Here is a 26530-nt window from a genome sequence, read left to right as displayed (position 1 = left end):
ACGCGGGTTGTCCACAGTATCCACCGCCCCTAGTGTGATGACCACTTATCTCTCTTACTAAGAAACTCAAGACCCATAGAGGGGTTCTCCCGGAACTCAGGTGCGGGAGAGGCAACACTTGAATCAACGACGAACCCAGGAGGCTGATGACCGTGATGTTCCGAATCGAGCGAGACGTCCTCGCTGAGGCGGTGGCATGGACGGCACGCAGCCTCCCCGCACGCCCGTCCGTGCCCGTCCTCGCCGGCATGCGCCTGGAAGTCACCGACGAGCAGCGGCTGAAGCTGTCGGGATTCGACTACGAGGTCTCGGCCGAGGTCACGCTCGAACTCCACACCGGGGAGCCCGGCGTCGTCCTCGTCTCCGGCAAGCTGCTGGCCGAGATCACCCGCGCGCTTCCCGCACAGCCTGTGGACTTCCTCCTTGAAGGCTCCAAGGCGGTCGTCACCTGTGGCAGCGCCCGGTTCACACTGCTGACCATGCCTGTGGAGGACTACCCGTCACTGCCGGCCATGCCCCCGGCCGCCGGACGGGTGGGCAGCGACGTCTTCGCCTCCGCCGTCGGCCAGGTGGCCGTCGCCGCCGGCCGCGACGACACGCTGCCCATGCTCACCGGCGTGCGGATGGAGATCGAAGGCGAGACCGTGACCCTCGCCGCGACCGACCGCTACCGCCTGGCCGTACGCGAGCTGAAGTGGCAGCCCGACCAGGCCGACCTCGCCGCGATCGCGATGATCCCGGGCAAGACGCTCGCCGACACGGCCAAGGCGCTCGGCGCCACCGGCGCGGAGGTGGAGATCGCGCTCAGCTCCGCGGGCGGCACCGGCGAGGGGATGATCGGCTTCTCCAGCGCCGGGCGGCGCACCACCACGCGGCTGCTGGACCCCGAGTTCCCCAAGTACCGCTCGCTGCTGCCCACGGAGTTCTCAGCGCGCGCCGACTTGTCCACAGGCCCGTTCGTCGAGGCGGTCAAGCGCGTGGCCCTGGTCGCCGAGCGCAACACTCCCGTACGCCTGGCGTTCAGGGGCGGTGAGGTCGTCCTCGAAGCGGGCAGCGGCGACGAGGCCCAGGCCGTCGAGGTGCTGCCGGTCGACTACGAGGGCGAGGAGATGAACATCGCCTTCAACCACCAGTTCCTACTCGAAGGGCTGGGGGCGATCGACTCCGACGTCGCGCGCCTGCAGATGACCACGTCCACGAAGCCCGCCATCCTCACCGGGGGCAAGCCTGTGGACGGCGACGGCGCGCCCGACTACCGTTACCTGATCATGCCGATCCGCCTGTCAGGCTGAAGCTGACATCGGGGATGATGGAAGTCTGACTAGGGGGTAGGTCACATGCAGATCGGCATGGTCGGGCTCGGCAAAATGGGCGCCAACATGGCCGAACGGCTGCGCCGCGGCGGTCATGACGTGGTCGGCTACGACCACAATGCCGAGGTCAGCGACGTCGCCAGTCTGAAGGAGCTGGTCGAGCGGCTCGAGGCGCCGCGCACCGTCTGGGTCATGATCCCCGCGGGCAAACCGACCCAGCAGGTGATCGACGAGCTGGGCCGGCTGCTCGGCGAGGGCGACCTGGTCGTCGACGGCGGCAACTCCCACTACGTGGACGACCAGAAACACGCCGCCGAGCTGGCGGAGAAGGGCGTCCGGTTCGTCGACTGCGGCGTCAGCGGCGGCGTCTGGGGCCTGGAGAACGGCTACGCGCTCATGTGCGGTGGTGAGCAGGCCGACATCGACCGCATGATGCCGATCTTCGAGACGCTCAAGCCCGAGGGCGAGGACGGTTTCGTCCACGCGGGCGACGTCGGCGCCGGTCACTTCGCCAAGATGGTCCACAACGGCATCGAGTACGGCATGATGCAGGCCTTCGCCGAGGGCTGGGAGCTGCTCGAGGCCTCCGACATCGTCAAGAACGTCAAGGGCTCCTTCAGCAGCTGGCGCACCGGCACCGTGATCCGCTCCTGGCTGCTCGACCTGCTGGTCCGGGCGCTCGATGACGACGAGCACCTCGACGAGCTGCGCGGTTACGCCGAAGACTCGGGCGAGGGCCGGTGGACCGTCCAGGCGGCCGTGGATCACGCCGTGCCGCTCCCGGTGATCACCGCCGCGCTCTTCGCCAGGTTCGCCTCACGCCAGGAGGACCCGCCCGCGATGAAGGTGGTCGCGGCGCTGCGCAACCAGTTCGGCGGCCACCCGATCGCCTCGGCCGAGGGCTCCACGGGCAAGGGAGCCGACGCGCCCGGCGCCGACGTGCTACCTCCGCGCGAAGCCTCCTGACTGACGCCGTGACGTTTTCCACAGGCGGCAAGCCGGTGGCCCCAGTGACGCGCGTGGCCCACTAACCTTCGTGGGGTGCATGTCGCCCACCTCTCGCTGACCGACTTCCGGTCCTACGCGTCCGTGGAGCTCGGCCTGGAGCCGGGCGTCACGGCGTTCGTGGGGCCCAACGGGCAGGGAAAGACCAACCTGGTCGAGGCCCTGGGCTACGTGGCGACGCACTCCAGCCACCGGGTCGCCACCGACGCGCCGCTCGTGCGGCAGGGCGCGAGCCGGGCGATCGTGCGCTGCGCCGTCCACAGGGACGATCGGCGGGCGCTGATCGAGCTGGAGATCAATCCCGGCCGGGCCAACCGCGCACGGCTCAACCGCTCCCCCGTGTCCCGGCCGCGTGACGTCATCGGCCTGCTGCGCACCGTCCTGTTCGCCCCGGAGGATCTGGCGCTGGTCAAGGGCGATCCGGCGGAGCGGCGGCGGTTCCTCGACGACTTGCTGGTGGCCAGGGCGCCCCGGTTCGCCGGGGTGCGGGCCGACTACGACCGCGTGCTGAAGCAGCGGAGCGCGTTGCTGCGTACGGCCGCGCAGGCCCGCAGAGGCGCCAGGAGCGCCCGGCGGGCCGAGGGTGACTCCGGGTTCGCGGCGGCGGGCGCCGGCGACGTGCTGAGCACGCTGGAGGTGTGGGACGCCCACCTCGCCAGGCACGGGGCCGAGCTTCTCCAGGCCCGGCTCGACCTCGTCGAGGAGCTGCGCCCGCTGGTGGCCGGAGCCTACGCCGGGCTGGCCCCCACGAGCGCCCCCGCGACCCTGGCCTATCGCAGCACGTTGTCCACAGGTGGGGACGGCGCGGAGGACGAAGACGCCGGTGAGCGGGGATCTCCCGATGCACAGACGTTATCCACAGACTTGGGGAAAACCCTTGAGGAACGGCTGCGCGAGCGCCTGCTGGAGGTACGCCCGGCGGAGCTGGAGCGGGGGGTCACCCTCGTCGGCCCGCATCGCGACGACCTGATCCTCGGCATCGGCGAGCTGCCCGCCCGCGGCTACGCCAGCCACGGCGAGTCGTGGTCGTTCGCGCTCGCGCTGCGCCTGGCCGCCTACGACCTGCTGCGCGCCGACGGGGGCGATCCGGTGCTGATCCTCGACGACGTCTTCGCCGAGCTCGACAGCCAGCGCAGGCGCCGCCTCGCCGAGATCGTCGCGCCCGCCGAGCAGGTGCTGATCACCGCCGCCGTGGCGGACGACGTGCCGCGTGAGCTGATCGGGGCCCGATTCGACGTCGCGGAGGGGAGCGTGACGCGTGTCCGCTGACGACAATCCCACGGCCAGGGGCGCCGCCATGGCCAGGGAGAAGCTCGCCCAGGCCAAGGCCGATGCCGCCAAGCGCGGCCAGCTCCCCCGCCGTGAGCCTCGGCGCAAGGCGGCCGGCGCCCGGAGAGACGCCGGCGATCCACAGCTTTTCGGACGCGCGATCATGGACTTGCTGGCCGACCGCGGCTGGGAGCGGTCGGCGGCGGTCGGCGGGGTGTTCGGCCGCTGGACCGACATCGTGGGGCCCGACCTGGCCGCGCACACCAAGCCCGAGTCGTTCGACGACGGCGAGGTGCTGATCGTCGCCGACTCCACGGCATGGGCGACACAGGTGCGCCTGCTCGCGCGCACCCTGGTACGCCGGCTCAACGAGGAGCTGGGTGACGGCACCGTGACGAAGGTCAAGGTCAGAGGCCCCCTCAACGCGCCCCGCCCGGCCGGAGGGCTCAGAGTCACCGGCAGCAAGGGCCCCGGCGACACGTACGGCTGAGCCGTTCACTCCGGAAACCGATCAGAGAGCCGCAGACGCGATGACCCCCGGTCCCGTGTGGGGGGGCTCCAAACGGGCGGAAAACGAGCTAGAGGCCGTCACAGGCGCGTTCAATGCCACCTTGGGCGTCCGGAGCCGGTAGAATGAAAGCGGATTCCGGACACGTCCGCTTGCGTGTCACCCCCGGCGCGCATGCGACGCGCCGACTCCCCCGGGTGGCGAGCGCAACGGGGCACTCACGACGGTGACGGGCACGGCAGGGGCAGCTCAGCTTGGCATGTGACGCCTCCCCCGCCGCGTGTCCGCGGCAGGAGGATTTGGCACTTGTCCTACGACGCTAGCTCAATCACCGTACTCGAAGGGCTTGAGGCGGTTCGCAAGCGCCCGGGTATGTATATCGGTTCAACCGGCGAGCGCGGTCTGCACCACCTTGTCTACGAGATCGTGGACAACGCTGTGGACGAGGCCCTGGCCGGTCACGCCGACCGCATCGACGTCACGCTCATGGCCGACAACGGCGTGCGCGTCACGGACAACGGCCGTGGCATACCGACCGGGATCCACCCGGTCGAGAAGCGGTCGGCGGTCGAGGTCGTGCTGACCACGCTCCACGCGGGCGGCAAGTTCGACAGCAAGTCCTACGCGGTCTCCGGCGGCCTGCACGGCGTCGGCTCCGCCGTGGTCAACGCGCTGTCTTCCGCCATGGACGTGGAGGTCAAGCAGAACGGCCACTACTGGCGGCAGCGCTTCGAGCGCAGCAAGCCGACCGCGCCGCTGGCCCAGGGCGAGGAGACCGGCGAGACCGGCACCATGATCACGTTCTGGCCCGATCCCGACATCTTCGAGACCACCACGTGGAACTTCGAGACGCTCTCGCGCCGGTTCCAGGAGATGGCCTTCCTCAACAAGGGCCTCACGATCACGCTGACGGACGAGCGGCCCGACCACATCAACGGCGAGCCGGTCAGGGTCGAATACCACTACGAGGGCGGTCTGTCCGACTTCGTCAAGCACCTCAACTCCAAGAAGGAGCAGGCGCACGCCTCGGTCATCGACTTCGAGGAGCACGGCGACGGCGCCTCGGTCGAGATCGCCATGCAGTGGAACAACTCCTACTCCGAGTCGGTCTACACCTTCGCCAACACGATCAACACGGCCGAGGGCGGCACCCACGAGGAGGGCTTCCGCGCGGCGCTGACGTCGATCGTCAACCGCTACGCGCGCGAGCAGAAGTTCCTCAAGGAGGGCAAGGACGAAAACCTCTCCGGTGAGGACGTCCGCGAGGGCCTGACCGCGATCGTCTCGATCAAGCTGGCCGACCCTCAGTTCGAGGGCCAGACCAAGACCAAGCTGGGCAACACCGAGGCCAAGTCGTTCGTCCAGAAGGCGTGCAACGACCACCTGCGCGCGTGGTTCGAGCGCAACCCCGGTGAGGCCAAGGACATCATCAACAAGTCGCTGCAGGCCGCCAGGGCCCGCCTCGCGGCTCGTCAGGCTCGTGACCTGACGCGGCGCAAGTCGCTGCTCGAGTCGGGCAGCGGTCTGCCGGGCAAGCTGGCCGACTGCCAGTGGAACGACCCCGACAAGTGTGAGCTGTTCATCGTCGAGGGCAACTCGGCCGGCGGCTCGGCCAAGGGCGGCCGCGACTCGCGTTTCCAGGCGATCCTGCCGATCCGCGGCAAGATCCTCAACGTGGAGAAGGCCAGGGTCGACAAGGTCCTGCAGAATGCCGAGGTCCAGTCGCTGATCACGGCGATGGGCACCGGCGTGCACGACGAGTTCGACATCAGCAAGCTGCGTTACAGCAAGCTGATCCTGATGGCCGACGCCGACGTCGACGGCCAGCACATCACCACGCTGCTGCTGACGCTGCTGTTCAGGTTCATGCGGCCGCTGATCGAGGGCGGGCACGTCTACCTGTCGCAGCCGCCGCTCTACAAGATCAAGTGGGACCGTAAGGGCGACGACGCCTCCTACGCCTACTCCGACCGTGAGCGCGACGCGATCATCCAGGAAGGCATCGCCAGGGGCAAGCGCGATCCTCGTGGGCACGACGGTGTCCAGCGCTTCAAGGGTCTCGGCGAGATGAACGCCAACCAACTGTGGGAAACCACCATGAACCCCGCGAGCCGCATCCTGCTGCAGGCGACACTCGACGACGCCGCCCAGGCAGACGAGATGTTCAGCGTGCTCATGGGTGAGGACGTCGAGGCACGCAGGGCCTTCATCATCCGCAATGCGCGAGATGTCCGTTTCCTGGACGTGTAGCGACAGCCGTACACCAGAAAAGGATCTTTACACGTGACGGAAGTGAACACTCCGCCTCCACCTCCGGCTGACCGCGTCGAACCGGTCGACATCCAGACCGAGATGCAGCGCAGCTACATGGACTACGCGATGTCGGTCATCGTGTCGCGTGCGCTGCCCGATGTGCGTGACGGTCTCAAGCCGGTGCACCGCCGCGTGCTCTACGCGATGTACGACGGCGGCTACCGCCCCGACCGCGGCTACTTCAAGTGCTCGCGCGTCGTCGGTGACGTCATGGGTTCCTACCACCCCCATGGCGACACCTCGATCTACGACACTCTGGTACGACTCGCGCAGACCTGGTCGCTGCGCCACCCGCTGGTCGACGGGCAGGGCAACTTCGGCTCTCCGGGCAACGACGCGCCCGCGGCGATGCGCTACACCGAGTGCAAGCTCGCGCCCATCGCCATGGAGATGCTGCGCGACATCGACAAGGACACCGTCGACTTCCAGCCCAACTACGACGGGCGCTCCCAGGAGCCGGTCGTCCTGCCGGCCCGCTTCCCCAACCTGCTGGTCAACGGCGCGGGCGGCATCGCGGTCGGCATGGCCACCAACATCCCGCCGCACAACCTGCGCGAGGTGGCCGAGGCCGTCAAGTGGGCGCTGGAGCACCCGGAGGCCTCCGACGAGGAGCTGCTCGAGGCGGCCATCGCCCGGGTGAAGGGCCCCGACTTCCCGACCCACGGGCTGATCGTCGGCCGCCGAGGCATCGAGGACGCCTACCGCACCGGCCGCGGCTCGATCACCATGCGGGCCGTCGTCGAGGTCGAGGAGGACAACAAGGGCCGCCACGCCCTCGTCGTCACCGAGCTCCCCTACCAGGTCAACCCGGACAACCTCGCCCTCAAGATCGCCGAGCTGGTCAAGCAGGGCAAGGTGTCCGGCATCGCCGACGTGCGTGAGGAGTCGTCCTCCCGCGTCGGGCAGCGCCTGGTGATCGTGCTCAAGCGCGACGCCGTCGCCAAGGTCGTGCTCAACAACCTCTACAAGCACACCCAGCTCCAGGACACCTTCGGCGCCAACATGCTGGCCCTGGTCGACGGGGTGCCGCGCACGCTGCGGCTCGACCAGTTCATCACGCACTACGTGGCCCACCAGATCGAGGTCATCGTCCGCCGGACGCGCTACCTCCTGCGCAAGGCCGAGGAGCGCGCCCACATCCTGCGCGCGCTGCTCAAGGCGCTCGACCGGCTCGACGAGGTCATCGCCCTGATCCGTTCGTCGGAGTCGGCCGCGGCCGCCCAGCAGGGCCTGATGAGCCTGCTGGAGATCGACGAGATCCAGGCGCAGGCCATCCTCGACATGCAGCTGCGCAAGCTCGCCGCCCTGGAGCGGCAGGCGATCCAGGACGAGTACGACCACCTGATGACGCAGATCGCCGACTACCTCGACATCCTGGGCTCCGAGCCCCGGCAGCGGCAGATCGTCGGCGACGAGCTCGCCGAGATCGTGGCCCGCTACGGCGAGGACCGGCGCACCGAGATCATCGCCTACGACGGCGACATGTCGATCGAGGACCTCATCGCCGAGGAAGACATCGTCGTCACCATCACCCGCGGCGGCTATGCCAAGCGCACCCGCACCGACCTCTACCGGGCGCAGAAGCGCGGCGGCAAGGGCGTGCGCGGAGCGCAGCTGCGCCAGGACGACATCGTCGACCACTTCTTCGTCACCTCGACCCACCACTGGCTGCTGTTCTTCACGAACAAGGGCCGGGTCTACCGGGTCAAGGCGTACGAACTGCCCGACTCGGGCCGCGACGCGCGGGGCATGCACCTGGCCAACCTGCTGGCCATGCAGCCCGACGAGACCGTCATGGAGGTCCTCGACCTGCGTGACTACGACGTCGCCCCCTACCTCGTGCTGGCGACCCGCAGCGGCCTGGTCAAGAAGACCCGCCTGTCCGAGTACGACTCCCCCAGGTCCGGCGGCCTGATCGCGATCAACCTGCGCGACGACGACGAGGTCATCGGCGCCCGCCTGGTCTCCGAGGAGGACGACCTGCTGCTCGTCTCCAAGGGCGCGCAGTCGATCCGCTTCACCGCCTCCGACGAGGCGCTGCGGCCGATGGGCCGGGCGACGAGCGGCGTCATCGGCATGCGATTCCTCGAGGGTGACGAACTTCTCGCCATGAATAGGATCGCAGACGGACAAGATGTGCTTATCGCCACCAAGGCCGGGTACGCGAAACGAACACCGGTTGAGCAGTATCCGGTTCAAGGTCGTGGTGGTAAGGGCGTGCTGACTGCGAAAATCGTGAGCTCCCGTGGCAAGCTGGTCGGAGCCGTCATGGTCAACCCGGAGGATGAGGTCTTCGCGATCACATCCGCTGGCGGGGTGATCCGGACGAGTGCCGGCGAGATCAAGCAGTCCGGCCGCCAGACCATGGGAGTGCGATTGATGAATCTCGCCGAAGGCGACAGCGTGGTAGCCCTCGCCCGAAACGCCGAGTCGATGGAGGCTGCGGTGGACAACGAGGAAGACGGGGGAGGAGAGTAAGTCATGAGCGCCCAGGGTGGCAGCCCGAGCCCCAGCGCCAGGATCAAGGCGGTTGCTCGGGACAACGGCCAGCCCAAGAAACCCAGCGAACCCGAGAGTTTCGACCAGCGCCCCGAGGACAACAACGCCACGGCGGTGCACAAGGTGCCGGCCACTCAGCCGGCGCCGGTCGCGCCCCCGAGCGACGGGCAGGGCAACGAGGCGGGCCGCGGCCGTCCGTCGCTCACCTCGGAGGCCCCTCCTCCCCTCGTCGAGCTCCCACGGAAGAAGTCTTCCAACTCGGGAGCCCGCCTGCCCCGCAAAGCGCACCTGGTGCTGCGCCGCATCGAACCATGGTCGGCCATGAAGTTCAGTTTCGTGGTGTCGATCGTGTGCTTCGTGGTGCTCTTCGTGGCGGTGGCCGTCCTGTACGGCGTGCTGTCCGCTCTGGGCGTGTTCGACTCGCTCGTCGACCTGGTCAACCAGCTCGGCCAGGGTGAGCAGGGCCAGAATTCCATTCCCATCGATATCGCCTCCTGGTTCGAGCCGGTCCGCATCCTCGGCTACACGGCGCTCATCGGCGCCGTCAACGTCGTGCTGATCACCGCGCTGGCCACCCTGGGGGCGGTCATCTACAACGTCGCCTCCGATCTGGTGGGCGGCGTCGAGGTGACCTTCAGCGAGGCCGAGTAGGTCGCGGTTGTTCGCGGTTGTTCGCGCCGCACTCCCATGGTGGGTGCGGCGCGAACAACACGCCGGAGGCGGTAAGCTTTTCCTCGTTCCACCAACCGATTCGCGTCCACCGGCGGGGATGCGATACGGTCTGTGTGCGCGGGGCTATAGCTCAGACGGTTAGAGCGCTTCCCTGATAAGGAAGAGGTCCCAGGTTCAAGTCCTGGTAGCCCCACCCAGATGATCAGCCATAAAGAGTCGCTTTCGAACTAGGAAGCGGCTCTTTTTCGCATTGTGGGAGAAATTTGGGAGATGACCTTGGCGGCTCTCCCTTCCCGCCATTTCGCCGGCTCGTTATCGAGCAGCGGGATCGCCGAGAGGACACGGGGTTCCAAGCTGCCCGCAGTGTTCAGCGCCAGGCCCTGATCTCCTCGGCCAGCCCCTTGAGGGACTCGACCGGGTGTTCGGCCTCCGTCGGCGTGAGGTCGGTGGACCCGGACTGCCGCCGAGCCGGTGACGGCGTCTACCACGCCACCGCCGCCGTCGCATTGATGCGCAACCTGGTCATGACACGGCAAACGGGCCGTTCTGCTGTACGTGTCCACCCGATTGGCGCCGCCCGAGCCTGGCAAGCCAGGATAGCCCGCATGCCTACCGTGCCCGAAGATCACGTTGAGCCCGCACATCCGTCCCGGGCCAACGACTATGACAGTCTCGCCGAGGCGTACGCGGCCGAAAACGAGGCCGGCATCATGAACGCCTATTACGAGCGGCCCGCCATCCTGGCCCTTGCCGGGGAGGTGACCGGCCGGCGGATCCTCGACGCCGGCTGCGGCTCGGGCCCGCTGTTCGCGGCGCTGCGCGACCGGGGTGCCGTCGTGGCCGGCATCGACAACAGCACCGGAATGCTGGAGCTGGCCCGGCGGCGGCTCGGTGACGATGCGGACCTACAGGTAGCCGACCTGCGTGATCCGCTGCCGTTCCCCGACGGTGCGTTCGACGATGTCATGGCGTCCCTGGTGCTGCACTACCTCGAAGACTGGGGGCCGACGCTATCCGAACTGCGGCGCGTGCTAACGACCGGCGGCAGGCTGATCGTGTCCGTCGACCATCCCCTTATGATCCACGCCATGCACCGCCTGGCCGGGCGCAAGACCAGCTATTTCGCCACCAACAATTGGACCGAAGAATGGACCATGGGCGGCCAGACCGCCCCGATGAGCTTCTGGCACCGACCGCTGCACGCGATGACCGACGCCTTCACCGCGGCAGGCTTCCGCCTGGCCGTCATCAGCGAGCCACAGCCCGTGCCGGCCGCCCGCGAGCTGTTCCCCGACGAATTCCGCATCCTCGCCACCAGCCCAAGCTTCCTGTTCTTCGTTCTCAATGCCGACTAACCGGCATTGGGGCTAACCACCAAGCCGCACCTGGTGGTCGAGCAGGGACAGAAGCCGATGTCCCTGCTCGTCACCGCGGGCCAGCGGCACGACAGTCCCCAGTTCCAGCCGGTCCTGGACGGCATCTGAGTACCCCGAACCGGACCGGGCCGACCACGCACCCGACCGGACAAGGTCCGCGCGAACAGGGCGTACGGGTCTCGGGCGAACCGCGCCTGCCTGCGCCGACGCGGCATACGGTGCACGATTCCGGGCCCTAGCATTAACGCGTAGACAGGTAGACAGCCTCAAGTTCGGACAGAGCTGGGGAGTCGGACCTCCGTGCTCTTTCAGCTGGCGTGGAGGATCCGAAAGCGATCGGGTTCCGCCGGATCTCGACCAACGACTTGGATCGGCGTCCAAGCCCATTGCCAAACGCTGATGCCTGGCGTGCGGGAGAACTGGATCCGCCCGCGGGTGCCTTCGACTGCAACGCGCGGCCAGGATTCGGCAATGCGCGCCCGGTCCGCGCCGTGAGAACGCAGTACATCGGCGAGGACGGCGACCGTGTCGTAGCCCTCGAAGGCGACGAAGGAGGGCGCTTCGCCTAGCCGCTCGCGGAGGGCCGTCTCGACTTGTGCACCGAGTGGGCTGAGGCGCTCGGGCAGGTAGCGCAAGAACGGGATCGCGGCGCCGTCGTCGCCCAGCAACCTCGCCCATTCGGCGAATTCCGGTTGCCCCGCCGGAGCGCCAATCATGATCTCAGCGAGGCGCTGGTCGCGGCGAACAGACTTGACGATCGACACTGCCGGCTCCGGGTGGCCGACCAGAAGCAGGAGGGCTGTCGCGCGATTGTCGACGAGCTCGTCGCACACGGCCGTGGGGGCGAGCGCGCGCATGTCGAGTTCGATGACGGAGCCGCCGCGTGGAGCGAGATAGTCCCGCAGAATGCGGGCCCCAGACGCCCAGTAGACACTCGACTCTGCTGCTACGGCGATTCGACTGTGGCCCGCGCTGAGGAGGAAGTCCGCGTAGATCTGCCAGCCGTGGGACTGCGCCGGGGCGAGGCGCGCGACCCATTCCGTTGGCTGTTCGGTGAGCGCGTCGAGAACCGCTGACGAGCAAAGGAACGGCAGGCCGAGGGCGTCGGCCCTGGCGGCAGCGGTGCGAGCGACGACGCTGTGATACTCCCCCGCCAAGGCAGCCACGCCCAGGCGAGCCAATTCATCTACGGCCGCCGCGGCCCTCTGCGGATCAGCCGCGGTGTCTCGAACCACCAGCTCGAGTGGTCTTCCGACGATCCCGCCGGCGTCATTGACTTCGCGAACGGCCAGCTCGAGTCCAGCGAGCAGGTGTTGGCCTGCCTCGACCCAGCCAGGCCGAGTCAGCGGAACGAGAGCGCCGATCCGGACGGATGATCCGTCAGTGCGCTCCGCTCCCGGTGGCGATGGTGGCGTATTCATGCGTTGGCGTCTCCCGTGTGATGATTCGGTGGCAGTTTGCCCGGAACGCAGAGTATTGCCCACCGGCAGCAACGGCTCCTGTGCGACGCCGAGCGCGTCGGGCCGTATCTCACGCTCATGGGCGGACGCATGTACGAGCAAGCAGAACATCCGCTGGTGCGTGGCCGTCATCGAGGCGCTCGACCAGCGATCGCAAGGGCGGCGACAGAGCATGCCGCTCGGGGATCCTTCGGCCGACCACGCGACCGGCCGGCCGCTCGGCCCACGCCACGAACGCCCCTCGCATGCTTAGCACCAAGGAACGCACCCGGTTGACCTCAACTCGGCTTGAGGTTGCATGGTATGGCCATGGAGAACTTCGAGATCGGCGTCCTCCTGCCCGGGGTCGCCGTCCAGCGTCGGGACGGCATCGACCTGCGGCAGGCCGCCCGGCATGCCGAAGACGCCGGGCTGGACGGCGTGTGGCATGGCGACCACCTGGCCGTCGGCGGGCCCACGCTGGACGCGCTGATCGCCCTGGCCACCGCCGCCGCGGCCACCAGCCGGATCAGGATCGGCACCAGCGTGTTCATCCCCGCGATCCGGTCCGTCGCCTGGGCCGCCAAACAGGTCGCGACCCTGCAGTACGTGTCCGGTGACCGCCTCGTGCTGGGGGTCGGTTCGGGTGGCGGGCCCGGGCAGTGGGCCGCCGCCGGAGTGCCCTACGGCGAGCGCGGCAGCCGCACCGACACCGCCCTGGAACTGCTTCCCCGGCTGCTGGCGGGCGAGGAGACCCGGCTGCGGGACGAGCCTGGGGAGCCGACCGTCGAGCTGGCGCCCGCCGTGGCGATGCCGGCGGTGTGGGTCGGCAACGCCTCCGACGCGGCGATCCGACGGGCCGCGCGGCTGGGCGACGGCTGGTTCCCGTCCCTGATCTCGCCCGGCGAGGTCGACAAGGGTGGGCGGCGGCTCGCCGAGTTGGCCGCCGGACACGGCCGGCCCGCTCCGGTCATCGCGATCGGAGGCGCCGGCGCCCTGGGGACCGGGCCGGGCGTCCCGTCCCGGGAGGAGATCGCATCGGGCATCGGGGGCGCCTATGGCCGTCCGCTGGAGGAGGTCATCGAGATCCCGCTCACCGGCCATCCGAGGGAGGCCGCCGAGAGGCTGGCTGTCTACCGTGACGCCGGGGCGAGGCACGCGATCATCGGGATCTCGGGTGGTGATTGGCGGGCTCAGGTCGACCTGCTGGCGGAAGTCCGGAGCCTGCTGCGCCGGCCGCACTGAGCACGGACGTCGGTGACAGGAGAACGGGATCGCCATCGAGGCTTCGGACCGCGTCGATGGCCTGCGAGGGATCCAGGTCCGTCGTCGGTGAGTTCTTCGGCCCAGGCTTGTTGTCGGTGGGCCGGACTACCGTGGGTGGGCACAGGAGCCCGGCGTCCGTTAGGGGAGACCATGACCACACTCGAGAACCGGCCGAACACCGCACTCCTCGTCGTCGACGTGCAGAACGGTGTCGTCAAGGGGGCTCACCGGCGCGACTCGGTCGTCGCGAACGTCGGCAGCCTTGTCGAGACGGCGCGGCGGGAAGGGGTTCCCGTCGTCTGGGTTCAGCACTCTGACGAGCATTTCGTGAGGGGGAGCGACGACTGGCAGATCGTCCCCGAGCTGACTCCGGGCGACGCCGAGCCGCTCGTCGAGAAGAACTACGGCGACTCCTTCGAGGACACCGAGCTTGAGACCGTACTGGCGGGCCTCGGAGTCGGGCGGCTCGTCGTGGCCGGCGCACAGACCGATGGGTGCATCCGTTCGACGCTCCACGGCGCGTTCGTCAGGGGGTACGACGCGACCCTCGTCAGCGACGCCCACACGACGGAGGACCTGACGGCATGGGGGGCGCCACCGCCGGACAAGGTCATCGCCCACACGAACCTGTACTGGGCCGACCAGACGGCGCCGGGGCGGACGGCCGGGACGGTCGAGACCAAGGATGTCGCCTTCGGCGCGACGTCCTGAAGCCTGAGCGACGCGTACGCGGACACCGTTCGCGTTCACACCGTCCAACGGCTGGGTCAGGGCGACCCAGAACGGGCGTTACTTCGCGCGCGACATCCCCGACCCTGATTCCATCAGCGGTTTCCGCGTCCACGCGTTCCGGTAGCCGGGCATCCTGAGCGGTCCGGCTTCGACGTGGGGCGCCAGTCACCCGCTGATCGCGTGGTTCGTGGGCGAGCGCCGCCGAGGAGGCAAAAACAGCGTCAACGCGCCGTACTGACTTCGCGTCTCGCCCGGTGCGCACGGTAAGCGGCGGTGCGGTGGGAAATCTGGTCGGCAGTGTCGTGTGGCGAGGGACCGGGCGGGGGCTTTCCGATGGGCAGTCTGTTGACCGCTTTCGCCGCCGTGCTGCTGCTGGCCGTGCTCGTATCCAGCCTCGCCCACCTGGCCGCGCTGCTGGTGTTCGGCGCCCTCATCACGCCGGCCCTGCTGAGCTCGGTCGGCTGGCATGGATGGCTGTTCGCGATCCTGGCGCTGGTGCTGGCCAGGCCGCTGGCGATCTGGATCTCCTTCCTCGGCGCCGGGCTGCCCGTGACAGAACAGGCGGCCATCGCGTGGTTCGGCCCCAAGGGGTTCGCCTCCGTGGTCTACAGCCTGATCGTGCTCTCCGCGGGCGTCCTCATCTCGGAGGAGGTCTTCCACCTGGTCGCGGTCACCATCGTGCTGTCGATCCTGCTGCACTCGTCCACCGACCTCGTGGTGGCCCGCCGGTTCGAGGACGAGCCCCGTGGCATGTCGTGATATGGCGCCTTATCGTGGCCGCTCGCCTCCGCGTTCCGGCGGTTAGGATCAGCGGCATGTCCGATCCGCAGCCCGTCACCCTTCCCAACGGTCAAGTTCTCAGCTGCGACACATGCGGAAACCAGCTTTTCGAGCCGCGCCGGTGGAAGTTGCAGACCACCGGGATGACCTTCATGAATCTCGACTGGGCCAACCGCGACGCCACCTGCTTCGTCTGCGTCTCGTGCCGCCGCATCCACTGGTTTCACCTCTGACGACATCGCCTGCCGCTCCGGTCGCGGGTCGAGTGTGAGCCGCGCGATGTCGGCGTGGGGCGGTAGCGCGTCAACACGGCTGCCGGCGCCAGGACCGCCGACCGCGACCAAACCCGCACGTCTAGGTATGGTCCAGTCGGCGCTCCAGGAACAGCACGTCGCGCCAGCGGTCATGGTGGCGGGCGATGCGCTCGCGGGTGCCGACGACGCGAAAGCCGAGCGCCTGGTGCAGGGTGAGGCTGGCGGTGTTCTCGGGGAAGATGCCGGTCTGGATGGTCCAGACGCCGGCGTCCTCACTGGCGGCGACGAAGGCTGACAGCAGGGCGCGGCCGATGCCGTGGGCCTGGCAGCCGGGATGGACATAGACGCTGTGCTCGACGACTCCGGCGTAGACCGGACGGGAGGAGACCGGCGAGGCGGCGATCCAGCCGGCGACGTCACCCGACCCGGTGTCGACGGCGACGTAACGCAGATGGGGCAGCTTGCCCGCGGTGAAGCCCTCCCAGCTCGGAGCCAGGGTCTCGAAGCTCGCGTCTCCCGTGTCCAGGCCCGCCTGGTAGATGGCCAGCACCTGAGTGGCATCGGCCTCGCGCATCGGGCGGATCTCCAGGCCGGGGCCGATGGCGGGCTTGGCCGCCCGGATGACGGCCGAGTGCACGCCGTCGCCGTGATCGCCGGTGAGGCGGATCGTGATGCCGACGAAGCCGGCCTGCCGGAGGAGGCTCCGGTACTCCTCGACGGCCAGAGAGCCGGCGACGCAGCCCACCCGCCGTTCGGCCGCGGCTCGCCGCGCCGGATCGGTCGGGCCGTCGGTGACCACGTCGCTGACGCCGAGGCGGCCTCCCGGGCGCAGGACCCGGAAGGCCTCGGCCAGGACGCCGGGCTGGTCGTCGGAGAGGTTGATCACGCAGTTGGAGATGACGGCGTCGACGGCGTGGTCGGGCAGCGGGATGGACGCGATGTCGCCGTGCAGGAACTCGACGTTGGTAGCCCCGGCCCGGGCGGCGTTGGCGCGGGCGAGTTCGAGCATGTCGGTGCTGGCGTCCAGCCCGTACGCCCTGCCGTGCGGGCCGACCCTGCGGGCCGACAGCAGGACGTCGATGCCGCCGCCGGAGCCGAGGTCGAGCACGGTCTCCCCGTCGCGCAGCTCGGCGACGGCCACCGGGTCGCCGCATCCGAGGCTGGCGCGCACGGCCCCCTCGGGCAGGCCGCCGACGTCGTCGTAGCCGGCGGCGCCGAAGCGGCCCTGGTCGAACTCGTTCGCGTCGCAGTCGAGGATCACCCTGCCGAGCATCGCGGCCCGGGCCAGACCGGAGTAGCGCTGGACGACCTCGTCATGAGCCATCGCGGGTCTCCTTCAGTCGCATGCCGGGCTCGCCGGCACGGGGTTGCCCATCACCACGTCGGCGGCGGTGGGGAAGCAGCTCACACAGTTTTCGTTGATCCGGTAGAGGCTGGAGGTGCCCTGCCTCTCGACCAGGACGAACCGTACGTCCGCGAGGATCTTCAGGTGGTGGGAGACGGTCGACTGGCCGACTCCCGACGCGGTCACGATCTCGCCGACGGTCATCGGCGCACGCCGCCGGGCCAGCAGCGACACGATCTGGATCCGCGTCGCGTCGGCCAGCGCCCTGAACCAGCTCGCGTACTCCTCCGCCTCGGCGCGCTCCAGAGGCTTCACGTTCTCATTCATCGTTAATCGACGATAGTCGATTGATGGTGATCTGTGAAGCCTCGCCCGTCAGGCGGCTGGACGCACGGCTTTGATGTAGTACATCAACGGCTTCACCCTGCCTTCGTCCTTGACCTGGAAGCCGGCGGCGGGGACCAACTCGGCGAGCAACTCCGGCATGCTCGGCCGCATGGCTGGCCCGACCAGGACGCTCATGAGGTGGGCGGCGAGGCGGTTGGCCGGCGGGTGGAACTCGGCGATCAGCAGCCTGCCTCCCGGCCGCAGCACCCGGAACATCTCCTGGACCGCGAGAGCGCGGGCGGAGGAGGGCATGTGGTGCACGGCGAGAGTCGACACCAGGACATCGAACGAGGCGTCGGGAAAGGGCAGATCCTGCCCTTCGCCCACCTGGTACGAGCAGTTGCGAGGTGCGTGCCTGCCCGCGTGGCCGACCATCGACGCCGACGGATCGACCCCCGTCACCTGCCCTGCGGGGCCCGTGACAGGTGCGAGCAGGTGGGTCAGGTAGCCGGTGCCGCAGCCGACGTCCAGGATCTTCTCCCCCGGCCGGATCTCCGTGAGAGCCGCCAGGCCGGCGAAGACCCGGCGGCGCCGCCCGATGAAGCCGATCTCGGCCAGGACCTCGTAGGCGCGCGGGTGGTTGATGACCCCGCCTCCGTCGCCGTGCTTCGCATGGTCGTGCAGGGATCGACCGATACCCATGGTGTTCTCCTTTTTCCGCACAGGTTGTTTACTTATGAATGGTCAGTTCATCAGTACGGGGTGGTCAACAGGCAGATTCGCCAGGCCGTGCCGTACGGGACAGGAGGGGGGAAGGTGTTCGGAACCCGGGGAGGGGAGAGCTCGGATCGGCGGGTGCGGCGAACCCGCCGGATCATCCGCCAGGCGTTGGTGGAGCTGATCCTGAGCAAGGGGTACGAGGCGGTGACCGTGACCGACATCATCAACCGCGCGGACGTCGGCCGCTCGACGTTCTACGCGCATTTCACGGACAAGCAGGAGGTGCTCTTCAGCAGCCTCGACGAGCTCTCCGAGCTCCTGCGAATCGCGCCCGAGTCACGCTCGGAGACCCTGTTCGCCTTCAGCCTGCCGGTGTTCGAGCACCTCCAGGAGCAGCGGCGGCTGGCGCGGGCGCTGCTCGGCCGTCGCGGAGGCACCGCCATCGGCGCGCGTGGAGAGCAGATCATGGCCGACATCGTCCGGGACGAACTGCTGGCCGCACTGCCCGAGGGCTGCGCTCCGCCGGTTTCGCTCGACCTGATGGTGACCTGCGTCACGGGCGCCTTCATGGCCCTGCTGCGCAGGTGGGCCGATGGCGAGCTGGTGGCCACGCCCGCCGAGATGGACGCGGCGTTCCGCGCCGTGGTGATGCCCGGTCTGGACGGAGTGTTCACCGCCGCCCGGGAAGGCGCCGCCCGGGAAGGCGCCGCCCGGGGAGGCGCGGCCCGGGAATGCACGGCTAGGGAAGGCGCGGTCCGGGAGGACGCGGTCCGGGGAGGCGGGGCAGGAGCGTGATCTACGGTGTCCGGAGCTCCGGCTCGCCCCAGGACTCGACGATGACCTCGTCGCCGAGGGCGAGCTTGCCGGGCCGTACGACGGAGAGTTTCACGCCGAACGCGACCCCGCCGCCGGCGGTGCGGCGATAGGTGGCCAGCGTGCGGATGGGCTCCGGCCCCGCCTTGCCGCCGCTTTCCTGGTCGACCATGGTGACGGCGCATCGGATGGCGAGCTTGGCGTAACCGAGCCCGGTGTCGCCGACACGCAGCCGCCGGACCATGTCCTCCCGGTGCGGTCGCGTCCACCCGTCGATCACGATGTTGGGACGGAAGCGGGCCATCGGCAGCGCCGCGCCGCGGGTGGCGAGCCGCTGGTTGAGCAGGGCGAGGGTGGCCGCGGAGACGAGGTGCACCGAGCCGCTGTCGGCGTAGCCGGACGTGCCCGGTATCCAGCCGCCGGTCACGCGATCGTGCTCGGGCGGCACCCGCACCAGCCTGCTCGGCACGCCCAGCACGCCGGACAGCCACTCGGCCGCGGCCCGCCCCTGGTCGATCCCCTTGTACGGGTTGCCGAACATCAGCACATCGCGCCGGGCGCCACGCACGTCCACCTCGACGGTCAGCGCCCCGGCGCCCGGTGCCCGGAGCACGAGCCGATCGCCGTCCGCGTCGATCGTGGGGCGGATGGTGGCGAGCCGCGGATCGCGTCGCTGGCTGCGGAACACGCCGTCCTCGCCGACCACCATGAAGCTGCGGTCGTGCGCGAGGCCCGCCGCCGTCACGAGTGTCTCGGTCACCGAGATGCCGGCGCATCCCTTGACGGGATAGGAGATCAGGTCGGTGACGACGGCCGTCGCTCCACCTGGCAGGTCGGGGTGCATGGCTTGCACATTAGAGACCGAACCGGCGCCGGAACCAGGAACCGAGGCGGTATCTGACGCGAACTCGTCAGGTTCGAACCCTTCGTGAACGCCCCTTCACGGGACTGGGGTGACATCGCCGACCAGCTCGACCTGGACGTCGACACCGACGGCTGGGACCCCCGCGACTGAGCACCACGTGACGGGACGCCCGGCGGAGAACACCTCGCCGAGCGTTCCGTCTCGCGCTTCCTGATCTCGTCCGTGAACCGCGTGGACCGCCCGTATCGGAGAGGCGTCACGCCCGCGTGAGCCGCGTGGACGGTCCGTGGTGGAGAGGCGTCACGCCGGGGCGGGCTCGGTGAGCGGGGCGAAGAGCGCGCCCAGCCTGTTGACCGCCTCGGGGACGATCCAGTAGTAGACCCAGGTGCCGCGCCGCTCGCTGTCGATCAACCCGGCCGTACGCAGGACCTTGAGGTGGTGGGAGATCGTGGGGGCCGTCAGGTCGAAGGCGCCGGTCAGGTCGCACACGCAGGCCTCGCCGCCCGCGTGTGACCCGATCATCGACAGCAGGCGCAGCCGCACCGGGTCGGCGACGGCCTTGAGCATGACCGCGAGCTCGGTCGCGGCGATTTCCGACAGCGGCTCGCGAGCGATCGGCGCGCAGCACTGGATCGTGATGGCGGCCATGACGGCACCCCCTACTTCGAAACCTGTCTAAAACATACGCGATGGGGGCGCCGTGAGTTCCGTCGTCAGCCGCAGCAGCCGCCGCCATCAGCGGAGGCGCCGACGGTGGACAGGGGAAGGGGCGAGGAGAGCAGCCCGCCGCCGACGCCGGTGGCCAGGCCGACGCGCTGTTCCTGGGCCTCGGCCAGGTTGGAGGAGCAGACCCCGGTCTCGGGCAGGTCGAGCCGCACGTCGCGGGCCGCCTCCCAGTCGCCGGCGAGCGCGGCGACGACCGAGCGGGCCTGCTCGTAGCCGGTGGCCAGCAGGAAGGTGGGTGCGCGGCCGTAGCTCTTGACGCCGATCGCGTAGTAGCCGGGCTCGGGGTGGGCCAGCTCGTCCACTCCGTGCGGCGGGACGGTGCCGCAGGAGTGCTGGTTGGGGTCGATCAGTGGGGCCAGTCGCCTGGTGGAGCCGAGGATCGGGTCGAGGTCGAGCCGCAGCTCGGCGGTGATCGAGTGGTCGGGGCGGTAGCCGGTGGCCGCGACGATCCGGTCGGCGGTCACCGACCGCTCGACGCCGTTCGGATCGCGGCTCACCACGCGCACCTGCTCGCCGACCCTTTCGACGGCGTGGGCGAAGAAACCGGTCAGCAGCCGGACCCGGCCGGAGGTGACGAGCTGGTGCAGGCGGGTGCCGAGCGCGCCGCGCGCGGGCAGCGCGTCGGCGTCGCCACCGCCGTAGGCGCGGGTGGCCGACCCGGCCCTGATGGCCCAGGTGATCTCCGCCTGGTCGAGGCGGGCCAGGGCGATGATCGTGGTGGCGGCCGAGTGACCGGCGCCGACGACGAGCGTGTGCCTGCCCTCGTAGCTCGCGCGGGCGGCGCCCAGCACGTCGGGCAGCGCGTGGTCGACGAGCTCGGCGACGTCGCCCTCGCCGTGGGCGGGCAGGCCGCAGGCGCCCAGGAAGTTCGGCGTGGTCCAGGTGCCGGAGGCGTCGATGACCGCCCTGGCCCGCAGCTCCTCGCCGGTGTCGAGCCGGACCAGGAACGGCGCGTCCTCGCGCCCGGTGGTGCGCACCCGGTCGTAGCCGAGCCGGCTGATCGCGGTGACCTTGACGCCCGTGCGCAGCCGCTCGCCCATCAGCTTGGCCAGCGGGGCGAGGTAGCCGTCGACGAGCTCGGCGCCCGTGGGCAGCCATTCGGGATCGGGCGCCTGCCAGCCGCCGGCCTCCAGGAGGCGGCGGGCGGCGGCGTCGATGTCGTACTTCCACGGGCTGAAGACCCGGACGTGTCCCCACTGCGCGATCGACGCGCCCGCCCGGTCGCCGGCCTCCAGGACGACGAAGTCCAGTCCGCGCTCGGCCAGGTGGGCGGCGGCGGCCAGGCCGACCGGCCCGGCCCCGACCACCACGACCGGCAGTCCGGCGGGGGTCGCGAACCGCTCGATCTCGACGGTCGCGGGACCGCAGCATCCACTCATGATCGATCTTCTCCTCGGGTGTGTCGGCTCACCGGACATAGCGGCGTTGTTTCGAAGATTGTCTAAGCAGTAGCAGGATGCCCGATTGATTAGAGATTTGTCAAAGTAAGGTCGTCCGGCGTCGCCGGGTCAGGTGGCGGCGGTCACCCGACCGGCCCCGGCCAGCCGGTCGCGCCGCTCCAGACGCCTGACGGCCGCCGCCGACGCGAGGCCGCCGGCGGCCAGGAGCGCCCATGGCAGGCTCGGCCAGCCGGAGTGGCGGGACACGTCCACCAGGGCGCCGGCCACCAGGTTGCCGGCCAGGATGCCGAGACCGGACATGAGGTTGTACAGCCCGTAGTAGGTGCCGACCAGCCGGTCTCCCGCCATGTCGGCGATCAACGCCATCTCGAACGGGAAGGCCATCAGCGTGCCGAGCGTGAGCAGGACCGCGCACGCGACGAGGGGCGCCATGGCCCACGGCGCCGGCAGAGGCAGATGCGCCGCCAGTGCCATCGGCAGGAACGCCAGCCCCATGAGCCCCAGGCCGCGCGTGATCGCCTGGCCGCCGGTCCAGCGGGCGGCGCACCAGGCGGTCAGGCGTACCTGCCCGGCGATGCCGAGCAGCGCCGAGATCGCGTAGAGCGCCGTGACCCCCCAGTCGCCGCCGCCGACCCTCTGCACCTCCAGCGGAAGGCCGAGATACATCTGGTACGACAGCCCGTAGGAGGCGATCATCGCCGCCGCGAAGGAGACGAAGGCCCGGTCGCCGAACGCCTGCCGCCAGTCCCGCGACACGGACTGCCCGGCCGCGGCGCCGCGCCCGCCGGGCAGATACCTCCACTGGAGTACGGTCAGCGCCGCGAAGATCGACGCGGCGGACAGGCACACGACGGTGAAGCCGGTGCCCAGGAGGACCACGCCGATGACCGGGCCGAGCAGGATGCCGCTCTGGTAGAACGCGCTGAACACGGCGAACGCCGCCACCTTGCGCTCCCCGGCCTCACGGGCGAGGCAGGCGCGGGCCGCCGGGTTGAACAGCGCCCCGGCCAGGCCGGTCAGGACCGCGGCGAGGATGAGCATGGGCAACGAGGTCGTCAACCCGAACAGCGCGAAGCCGACCGTGCGCAGCGCGCACCCCGCCATGATCATCGGTTTGTACCCGAGCCGGTCCGACAGGGTGCCGCCGATCAGGAACATGCCCTGCTGGCTGAGGTTCCGCAGCCCCAGGACCAGCCCGATCGCCCAAGCCGCCAGGCCGGCGCCGGAGGCCAGATGCTGGGCGAGATACGGCATGAGCATGTAGAAGCCGAGGTTGATGCCGACCTGGTTGATCTGCAGCACCTGGATCGGCCGGTCGAAGGAGCGGAAGTCACGCAGCGTGCTCAGCACCGACCGCCCTCCAGCGGGTCGACCACGTTGACGCAGCGGGTCCAGCGGTGTGCCTCGCGCTCGGAGGGCGTCTCCAGCAGGTCGGGCTCGTCCTTGGGCACGGTGCCGAGCAGGGCGTTGGCCTGGCAGTAGTCGTCGTCGTAGATCGTGTTCCAGTATCTCCACGGTCCGTCGGGGAAGACGGCCACGATCTGCCGGTCGGCGGGGCCGGTGCGGGCCAGCCAGCCGGCCACGAGCGCGACCGCGCCGGTGCTCCATCCGCCGGAGACGTAGTGCCGGGCCGCCAGGGCGCGGCAGCTGTGCACCGCCTCACCCGCGTTGACCCAGTGCACCTCGTCGAAGGCGTCGTAGGCGACGTTGCGCGGGTAGATGCTGCTGCCGAGGCCGCGCATCAGCCGTGGCCGGGCCGGCTGGCCGAAGATGGTCGAGCCGACCGTGTCGACGCCCACCAGCTTGAGGTGCGGGAAGTGCTGGTAGAGCACCCTGGAGATGCCCGCGCTGTGCCCGCCGGTGCCGACCGAGCAGACCAGGACGTCGATCCGGGCGAGTTGGCCGAGGAGTTCGTGCGCCAGGCCGGCGTAGGCGCCGACGTTGTCGGGGTTGTGATACTGGTCGGGACAGTAGGCGTCGGGGAGCCGGCTCATCAGCTCCGCCACGCGTCTGCGGCGGGCCTCCTGCCAGCCGCCCACCGGGTGCGGCCGGGCCACCGTTTCGAGGTGAGCGCCGTAGGAGGCCAGCAGCCGGCACATGAGCGGCTCCATGCCGGGGTCGGTCACCAGGACCACCCGGTGGCCGAAGACGATGCCGGCCAGGGCCAGGCCGAGCCCGAGGGTGCCGCTGGTGGATTCGACGATCGTGCCGCCGGGCTTGAGCTCTCCCCGGGCGCGGGCCTGGCGGATCATGTGCAGGGCCGGGCGGTCCTTGATCCCGCCCGGGTTGAATCCCTCCAGCTTGGCCCAGAACCCCCGGCCTTCGAGGGCGCCGGGTTCGCGGATGTAGGTCAGTGGTGTGTTGCCGACAGTGAGGCCGAGTGACGGATATGCGGCGCATGCCGCCTGTGCCGCCGAGTCGCGCGGTGTCATTGGTGGAATCCCCGTGTGGTTACGCGGACCGGGATCCGGCCGCGTCGTGAATATGGTGGACGATGTGCCGCTCGCCGCTTTGGCGAAGGCGTGCATTTCGGCCTATATGCGCATCACGCGGGAAATTGGCGGAATTATAGGTAGCTTGTGTGGGGGATGCTGCTGTGCGCGAGCATTCAGCTGTACGGAAACAACGGAATGGGCCGACGGGGTGTCCAGCGTGCCCGGCAGATCCGGATCGGAGGTCGTCGAGGTGGTGAGGTCGGGCTCCGCCCCATGACGGTGCCCCGAGGGCAACTGGCCATGTGAGCACGGCTCGCCCTGCGCGTCCGTCCTGGACGACTCCGCCACCGTGTGCTGGACGTGCCCGGACTCGGAGATGATCAGAGCCGCGCATGCTCCGCCGTGCATCAACAGCGCGCCCGTCATCAGGCACAGGGCGATCAGCGCATTCCCCAGCGCCCGGACGGAGAAGGATCCGGCCGGACGTCGGAAACGCGCTGATCGGGTGGTGAACACGTCTCTGATGATGCCCGGCAGGAGGGCGGGAAGCGCGTCGCGAAATTAAAGAATCTCGCCAAGAAAAGACACACACACCTCTAAATCAACATATTTCCGTACGAAATAGCACTTTTCGTTATTTGTTGGATGGGGCCGGCTCGGACGCCACGCCCGGTGCCGACCGAATGCCCGGATCGGCAACCCCGCTGTGCCCACACTGAAAGCCCCCCGCGCGATGCCCGTCCGGCCCTGTGTCGCCGCCGATCCGTTGGGAGCTGAGATGACCTTGTCCAGGCGCGCGATGGTGGCCGGCACCGGCGCGATGCTCGCGCTGGGCGCCTCGGGCGGGCGAGCCGTCGCCGAGCCGGTCCGCCTCCCCGCCGCCGCCGATCCCGGCCTGCTGGCCTGTGACGAGGCCGTGTGGCGGGGCGTCGCACGGCAGTTCCGGGTGAGCGCGGAGTTCGTCAACCTGGAGAACGGCTACTACGGGATCATGCCCGAGCCGGTGCGCCGCGCCTACCACCGCAACGTCGACGAGCTGAACGAGGACAACTCCCACCTGCTGCGCACCACGTACAAGGCGCGGGCCGACCAGGTCAGGCAGCGCATCGCCACCCTGCTCGGCGTCACGACGGAGGAGATCGCCCTGACCCGCGGGGGGACCGAGGCCCTGCAGAACCTGATCGCCGGCTATCGCGGGCTGCGCCCCGGCGACGCGGTGATGTACGCCGACCTCGACTACCACAGCATGCAGTACGCGATGAACTGGCTGCCCGAGCGGCGCGGGGTGACGGTCGAGAAGTTCGTCATCCCCGAGCCGGCCACCCGGCAGGCCGTGCTGGACACCTACGAGCGAGCCCTGCGCGACCATCCGAAGGTCAGGCTGCTCCTGCTGTCGCACATGAACAACCGCACCGGCCTGGTCACGCCGGTCAAGGAGATCGTCGCGATGGCCCGCGGCCACGGGGTGGACGTCATCGTCGACGCCGCCCACTCCTGGGGGCACCTGGACTTCACCATCGCCGATCTGGACGCCGAGTTCGCCGGGTTCTCCCTGCACAAGTGGATGGGCGCCCCGTTGGGAGCCGGATTCCTCTACATCCGCAAGGACCGCCTGGCCGACATCGACCCCGTCTTCGCCGACGAGACGTACCCGGTCACCGACATCCGCTCCCGGGTCCACTCCGGCACCATGAACGTCGCCCCGATCCTCACCGTCCCCGCCGCCCTCGACTTCCACGACGCCCTGGGCGCCCGGGTCAAGCAGGCCCGCCTGCGCTACCTGCGGGACCGCTGGGTGCACCAGGTGCGCGACCTCCCCGGCCTGGAGATCCTCACCCCCGAGGACCCGTCCATGTACGGCACCATCACCGCGTTCCGGGTGAGCGGGCGCGCCAGCGAGGCCGACAACGTCGCAATCACCGACTACCTCATGAACCACTACCGCATCTTCACCGTCCGCCGTGGCGGCGTGACCAGGGGAGACTGTGTCCGGGTCACTCCCGCCCTGTTCACCTCGGCGGAGCAGGTGGACCGGCTCGTGGTGGCCTTGCGCGACGTCGCCGGCCGCACGTCGGCAACGTGGCCGCCCCTGACCCCGTGAATCCCTCCAGAGGGTGGTGAGGTGCCGCCCGAAGGGGTATGACGAATGGGCATAAACAGGACGACAATAGAAGAAGGGGATGGGTCGCCGTATTGAGGACCTGCTCCACCGTCGTCACCGGCCAGCGAATCGCGGTCCACGAAGGGAGACCGAGATGAAGGCAGCGATAGGAGACCGGTTGGTCGTCGAGGGCACCTACCACAACGAGCACCGCCGGATCGGCGTGATCACGGAGCTGCGTCACCCCGACGGCTCTCCGCCGTACATGGTGCACTGGATGGACACCGGCCACGAGACCCTGGTGTTCCCGGGGCCCGACGCCCACCTGATGACCAAGGAGGACAGGGATTCGACCCTTCCGGCCTGGTAAAA

General features: G+C 69.4%; 26 protein-coding genes and 1 tRNA gene. 17 read left to right on the top strand and 10 right to left on the bottom strand.

Annotation, left to right across the window (positions count from 1 at the left end; translation table 11 throughout):
* The first annotated feature begins 152 nt into the window (after window positions 1–152).
* From dnaN to AB0C16_RS08710, 10 genes are all read left to right on the top strand, one after another.
* Window positions 153–1292 (top strand): DNA polymerase III subunit beta, encoded by a 1140-nt coding sequence (gene dnaN / locus AB0C16_RS08755; protein WP_357680789.1) that lies wholly within the window; start codon window positions 153–155, stop codon window positions 1290–1292.
* 45 nt (window positions 1293–1337) lie between these two features.
* Window positions 1338–2279, top strand: coding sequence for a phosphogluconate dehydrogenase (NAD(+)-dependent, decarboxylating) (gene gnd / locus AB0C16_RS08750; RefSeq protein ID WP_357680461.1), 942 nt, complete (start codon window positions 1338–1340; stop codon window positions 2277–2279).
* Between the two features lie 75 nt (window positions 2280–2354).
* On the top strand, window positions 2355–3587 hold the full coding sequence (gene recF, locus AB0C16_RS08745; protein ID WP_357680459.1) for a DNA replication/repair protein RecF: 1233 nt from the start codon (window positions 2355–2357) through the stop codon (window positions 3585–3587).
* Window positions 3577–4077: a DciA family protein gene (locus AB0C16_RS08740; RefSeq protein ID WP_357680457.1), complete on the top strand. Its 501-nt coding sequence runs from the start codon at window positions 3577–3579 to the stop codon at window positions 4075–4077. Before recF ends, AB0C16_RS08740 begins: the two co-directional genes overlap by 11 nt.
* Before the next feature lie 324 nt (window positions 4078–4401).
* Window positions 4402–6345 carry a DNA topoisomerase (ATP-hydrolyzing) subunit B gene (gene gyrB / locus AB0C16_RS08735; RefSeq protein WP_357680455.1) on the top strand — a complete coding sequence of 648 codons (1944 nt, stop codon included), beginning with the start codon at window positions 4402–4404 and terminating at the stop codon, window positions 6343–6345.
* Between the two features lie 33 nt (window positions 6346–6378).
* Window positions 6379–8886, top strand: coding sequence for a DNA gyrase subunit A (gene gyrA, locus AB0C16_RS08730; protein WP_357680453.1), 2508 nt, complete (start codon window positions 6379–6381; stop codon window positions 8884–8886).
* Window positions 8887–8889: 3 nt separating this feature from the next.
* Window positions 8890–9558, top strand: a complete 669-nt coding sequence (locus tag AB0C16_RS08725) for a DUF3566 domain-containing protein (protein WP_357680451.1) — start codon at window positions 8890–8892, stop codon at window positions 9556–9558.
* A 140-nt stretch (window positions 9559–9698) separates the two neighbouring features.
* A tRNA-Ile gene (locus AB0C16_RS08720) sits at window positions 9699–9772 on the top strand.
* 412 nt (window positions 9773–10184) lie between these two features.
* Entirely contained in the window at window positions 10185–10934 is a 750-nt protein-coding gene (locus AB0C16_RS08715; RefSeq protein ID WP_357680449.1) for a class I SAM-dependent methyltransferase, read from the top strand.
* Between the two features lie 6 nt (window positions 10935–10940).
* Complete coding sequence (locus AB0C16_RS08710) at window positions 10941–11063, top strand: hypothetical protein (RefSeq protein ID WP_357680447.1); 123 nt, start codon at window positions 10941–10943, stop codon at window positions 11061–11063.
* A 200-nt stretch (window positions 11064–11263) separates the two neighbouring features.
* On the opposite strand, the gene AB0C16_RS08705 is transcribed toward AB0C16_RS08710, so the two are convergent.
* Window positions 11264–12376 (bottom strand): ABC transporter substrate-binding protein, encoded by a 1113-nt coding sequence (locus tag AB0C16_RS08705; protein ID WP_357680445.1) that lies wholly within the window; start codon window positions 12374–12376, stop codon window positions 11264–11266.
* Between the two features lie 348 nt (window positions 12377–12724).
* On the opposite strand from AB0C16_RS08705, the gene AB0C16_RS08700 reads away from it, so the two are divergent.
* The 4 genes from AB0C16_RS08700 (at window position 12725) to AB0C16_RS08685 (ending at window position 15405) form a co-directional block, all read left to right on the top strand.
* Entirely contained in the window at window positions 12725–13639 is a 915-nt protein-coding gene (locus tag AB0C16_RS08700; RefSeq protein ID WP_357680443.1) for an LLM class flavin-dependent oxidoreductase, read from the top strand.
* Window positions 13640–13810: 171 nt separating this feature from the next.
* Window positions 13811–14371: a cysteine hydrolase family protein gene (locus tag AB0C16_RS08695; protein ID WP_357680441.1), complete on the top strand. Its 561-nt coding sequence runs from the start codon at window positions 13811–13813 to the stop codon at window positions 14369–14371.
* 354 nt (window positions 14372–14725) lie between these two features.
* Window positions 14726–15151 (top strand): hypothetical protein, encoded by a 426-nt coding sequence (locus AB0C16_RS08690; protein WP_357680439.1) that lies wholly within the window; start codon window positions 14726–14728, stop codon window positions 15149–15151.
* Between the two features lie 56 nt (window positions 15152–15207).
* A complete protein-coding gene (locus AB0C16_RS08685) occupies window positions 15208–15405 on the top strand; it encodes a hypothetical protein (RefSeq protein ID WP_357680437.1) in 198 nt (65 codons plus the stop codon).
* Between the two features lie 121 nt (window positions 15406–15526).
* On the opposite strand, the gene AB0C16_RS08680 is transcribed toward AB0C16_RS08685, so the two are convergent.
* The 3 genes from AB0C16_RS08680 to AB0C16_RS08670 are packed head-to-tail and all read right to left on the bottom strand — an operon-like array spanning window position 15527 to window position 17800.
* Window positions 15527–16750: a GNAT family N-acetyltransferase gene (locus AB0C16_RS08680; RefSeq protein WP_357680435.1), complete on the bottom strand. Its 1224-nt coding sequence runs from the start codon at window positions 16748–16750 to the stop codon at window positions 15527–15529.
* A 12-nt stretch (window positions 16751–16762) separates the two neighbouring features.
* Complete coding sequence (locus tag AB0C16_RS08675; RefSeq protein ID WP_357680433.1) at window positions 16763–17098, bottom strand: metalloregulator ArsR/SmtB family transcription factor; 336 nt, start codon at window positions 17096–17098, stop codon at window positions 16763–16765.
* Between the two features lie 48 nt (window positions 17099–17146).
* The gene (locus tag AB0C16_RS08670; protein WP_357680431.1) at window positions 17147–17800 is read right to left on the bottom strand and encodes a methyltransferase domain-containing protein; all 654 of its coding nucleotides are present in this window, start codon (window positions 17798–17800) and stop codon (window positions 17147–17149) included.
* A 153-nt stretch (window positions 17801–17953) separates the two neighbouring features.
* Between AB0C16_RS08670 and AB0C16_RS08665 the strand changes: the two genes are divergently transcribed.
* Window positions 17954–18613 carry a TetR/AcrR family transcriptional regulator gene (locus tag AB0C16_RS08665; protein ID WP_357680429.1) on the top strand — a complete coding sequence of 220 codons (660 nt, stop codon included), beginning with the start codon at window positions 17954–17956 and terminating at the stop codon, window positions 18611–18613.
* Between the two features lies 1 nt (window position 18614).
* Here AB0C16_RS08665 and AB0C16_RS08660 read toward each other — a convergent pair whose 3' ends face one another.
* The 6 genes from AB0C16_RS08660 to AB0C16_RS08635 all read right to left on the bottom strand — a co-directional run bounded on the left by AB0C16_RS08660 (window position 18615) and on the right by AB0C16_RS08635 (window position 24573).
* The gene (locus AB0C16_RS08660) at window positions 18615–19475 is read right to left on the bottom strand and encodes an MOSC N-terminal beta barrel domain-containing protein (protein ID WP_357680427.1); all 861 of its coding nucleotides are present in this window, start codon (window positions 19473–19475) and stop codon (window positions 18615–18617) included.
* Window positions 19476–19796: 321 nt separating this feature from the next.
* Window positions 19797–20144, bottom strand: coding sequence for a metalloregulator ArsR/SmtB family transcription factor (locus tag AB0C16_RS08655; protein WP_357680425.1), 348 nt, complete (start codon window positions 20142–20144; stop codon window positions 19797–19799).
* A gap of 65 nt (window positions 20145–20209) precedes the next feature.
* The gene (locus AB0C16_RS08650; protein ID WP_357680423.1) at window positions 20210–21601 is read right to left on the bottom strand and encodes an FAD-dependent oxidoreductase; all 1392 of its coding nucleotides are present in this window, start codon (window positions 21599–21601) and stop codon (window positions 20210–20212) included.
* 129 nt (window positions 21602–21730) lie between these two features.
* Entirely contained in the window at window positions 21731–22972 is a 1242-nt protein-coding gene (locus AB0C16_RS08645) for an MFS transporter (RefSeq protein WP_357680421.1), read from the bottom strand.
* The gene (locus AB0C16_RS08640; protein WP_357680419.1) at window positions 22966–24054 is read right to left on the bottom strand and encodes a PLP-dependent cysteine synthase family protein; all 1089 of its coding nucleotides are present in this window, start codon (window positions 24052–24054) and stop codon (window positions 22966–22968) included. The genes AB0C16_RS08645 and AB0C16_RS08640 overlap by 7 nt, the downstream gene beginning before the upstream one ends.
* Before the next feature lie 102 nt (window positions 24055–24156).
* Window positions 24157–24573, bottom strand: a complete 417-nt coding sequence (locus AB0C16_RS08635; RefSeq protein ID WP_357680417.1) for a hypothetical protein — start codon at window positions 24571–24573, stop codon at window positions 24157–24159.
* 262 nt (window positions 24574–24835) lie between these two features.
* Here AB0C16_RS08635 and AB0C16_RS08630 point away from each other — a divergent pair, with 262 nt between their 5' ends.
* Together AB0C16_RS08630 and AB0C16_RS08625 are read left to right on the top strand one after the other, a co-directional pair.
* On the top strand, window positions 24836–26158 hold the full coding sequence (locus AB0C16_RS08630) for an aminotransferase class V-fold PLP-dependent enzyme (protein WP_357680415.1): 1323 nt from the start codon (window positions 24836–24838) through the stop codon (window positions 26156–26158).
* A 154-nt stretch (window positions 26159–26312) separates the two neighbouring features.
* Window positions 26313–26528, top strand: a complete 216-nt coding sequence (locus AB0C16_RS08625) for a DUF1918 domain-containing protein (RefSeq protein WP_357680413.1) — start codon at window positions 26313–26315, stop codon at window positions 26526–26528.
* The last annotated feature ends 2 nt before the right edge of the window (window positions 26529–26530 follow it).

It is taken from the genome of Nonomuraea sp. NPDC048916, assembly GCF_040649575.1.
Classification (GTDB): domain Bacteria; phylum Actinomycetota; class Actinomycetes; order Streptosporangiales; family Streptosporangiaceae; genus Nonomuraea.
Note: the sequence above shows the minus strand (reverse complement) of the source record. Positions and strands in the feature narration are given on the sequence as shown.

What these genes read in the sequence shown, in the direction of transcription:
- gnd (WP_357680461.1), top strand. Translation starts at nt 1,338, where the DNA reads ATGCAGATCGGCATGGTCGGGCTCGGCAAAATGGGCGCCAACATGGCC.
- AB0C16_RS08725 (WP_357680451.1), top strand. Translation starts at nt 8,890, where the DNA reads ATGAGCGCCCAGGGTGGCAGCCCGAGCCCCAGCGCCAGGATCAAGGCG.
- AB0C16_RS08715 (WP_357680449.1), top strand. Translation starts at nt 10,185, where the DNA reads ATGCCTACCGTGCCCGAAGATCACGTTGAGCCCGCACATCCGTCCCGG.
- AB0C16_RS08705 (WP_357680445.1), bottom strand. Translation starts at nt 12,376, where the DNA reads ATGAATACGCCACCATCGCCACCGGGAGCGGAGCGCACTGACGGATCA.
- AB0C16_RS08700 (WP_357680443.1), top strand. Translation starts at nt 12,725, where the DNA reads ATGGAGAACTTCGAGATCGGCGTCCTCCTGCCCGGGGTCGCCGTCCAG.
- AB0C16_RS08695 (WP_357680441.1), top strand. Translation starts at nt 13,811, where the DNA reads ATGACCACACTCGAGAACCGGCCGAACACCGCACTCCTCGTCGTCGAC.
- AB0C16_RS08690 (WP_357680439.1), top strand. Translation starts at nt 14,726, where the DNA reads ATGGGCAGTCTGTTGACCGCTTTCGCCGCCGTGCTGCTGCTGGCCGTG.
- AB0C16_RS08685 (WP_357680437.1), top strand. Translation starts at nt 15,208, where the DNA reads ATGTCCGATCCGCAGCCCGTCACCCTTCCCAACGGTCAAGTTCTCAGC.
- AB0C16_RS08680 (WP_357680435.1), bottom strand. Translation starts at nt 16,750, where the DNA reads ATGGCTCATGACGAGGTCGTCCAGCGCTACTCCGGTCTGGCCCGGGCC.
- AB0C16_RS08675 (WP_357680433.1), bottom strand. Translation starts at nt 17,098, where the DNA reads ATGAATGAGAACGTGAAGCCTCTGGAGCGCGCCGAGGCGGAGGAGTAC.
- AB0C16_RS08670 (WP_357680431.1), bottom strand. Translation starts at nt 17,800, where the DNA reads ATGGGTATCGGTCGATCCCTGCACGACCATGCGAAGCACGGCGACGGA.
- AB0C16_RS08660 (WP_357680427.1), bottom strand. Translation starts at nt 19,475, where the DNA reads ATGCACCCCGACCTGCCAGGTGGAGCGACGGCCGTCGTCACCGACCTG.
- AB0C16_RS08655 (WP_357680425.1), bottom strand. Translation starts at nt 20,144, where the DNA reads ATGGCCGCCATCACGATCCAGTGCTGCGCGCCGATCGCTCGCGAGCCG.
- AB0C16_RS08650 (WP_357680423.1), bottom strand. Translation starts at nt 21,601, where the DNA reads ATGAGTGGATGCTGCGGTCCCGCGACCGTCGAGATCGAGCGGTTCGCG.
- AB0C16_RS08640 (WP_357680419.1), bottom strand. Translation starts at nt 24,054, where the DNA reads ATGACACCGCGCGACTCGGCGGCACAGGCGGCATGCGCCGCATATCCG.
- AB0C16_RS08630 (WP_357680415.1), top strand. Translation starts at nt 24,836, where the DNA reads ATGACCTTGTCCAGGCGCGCGATGGTGGCCGGCACCGGCGCGATGCTC.
- AB0C16_RS08625 (WP_357680413.1), top strand. Translation starts at nt 26,313, where the DNA reads ATGAAGGCAGCGATAGGAGACCGGTTGGTCGTCGAGGGCACCTACCAC.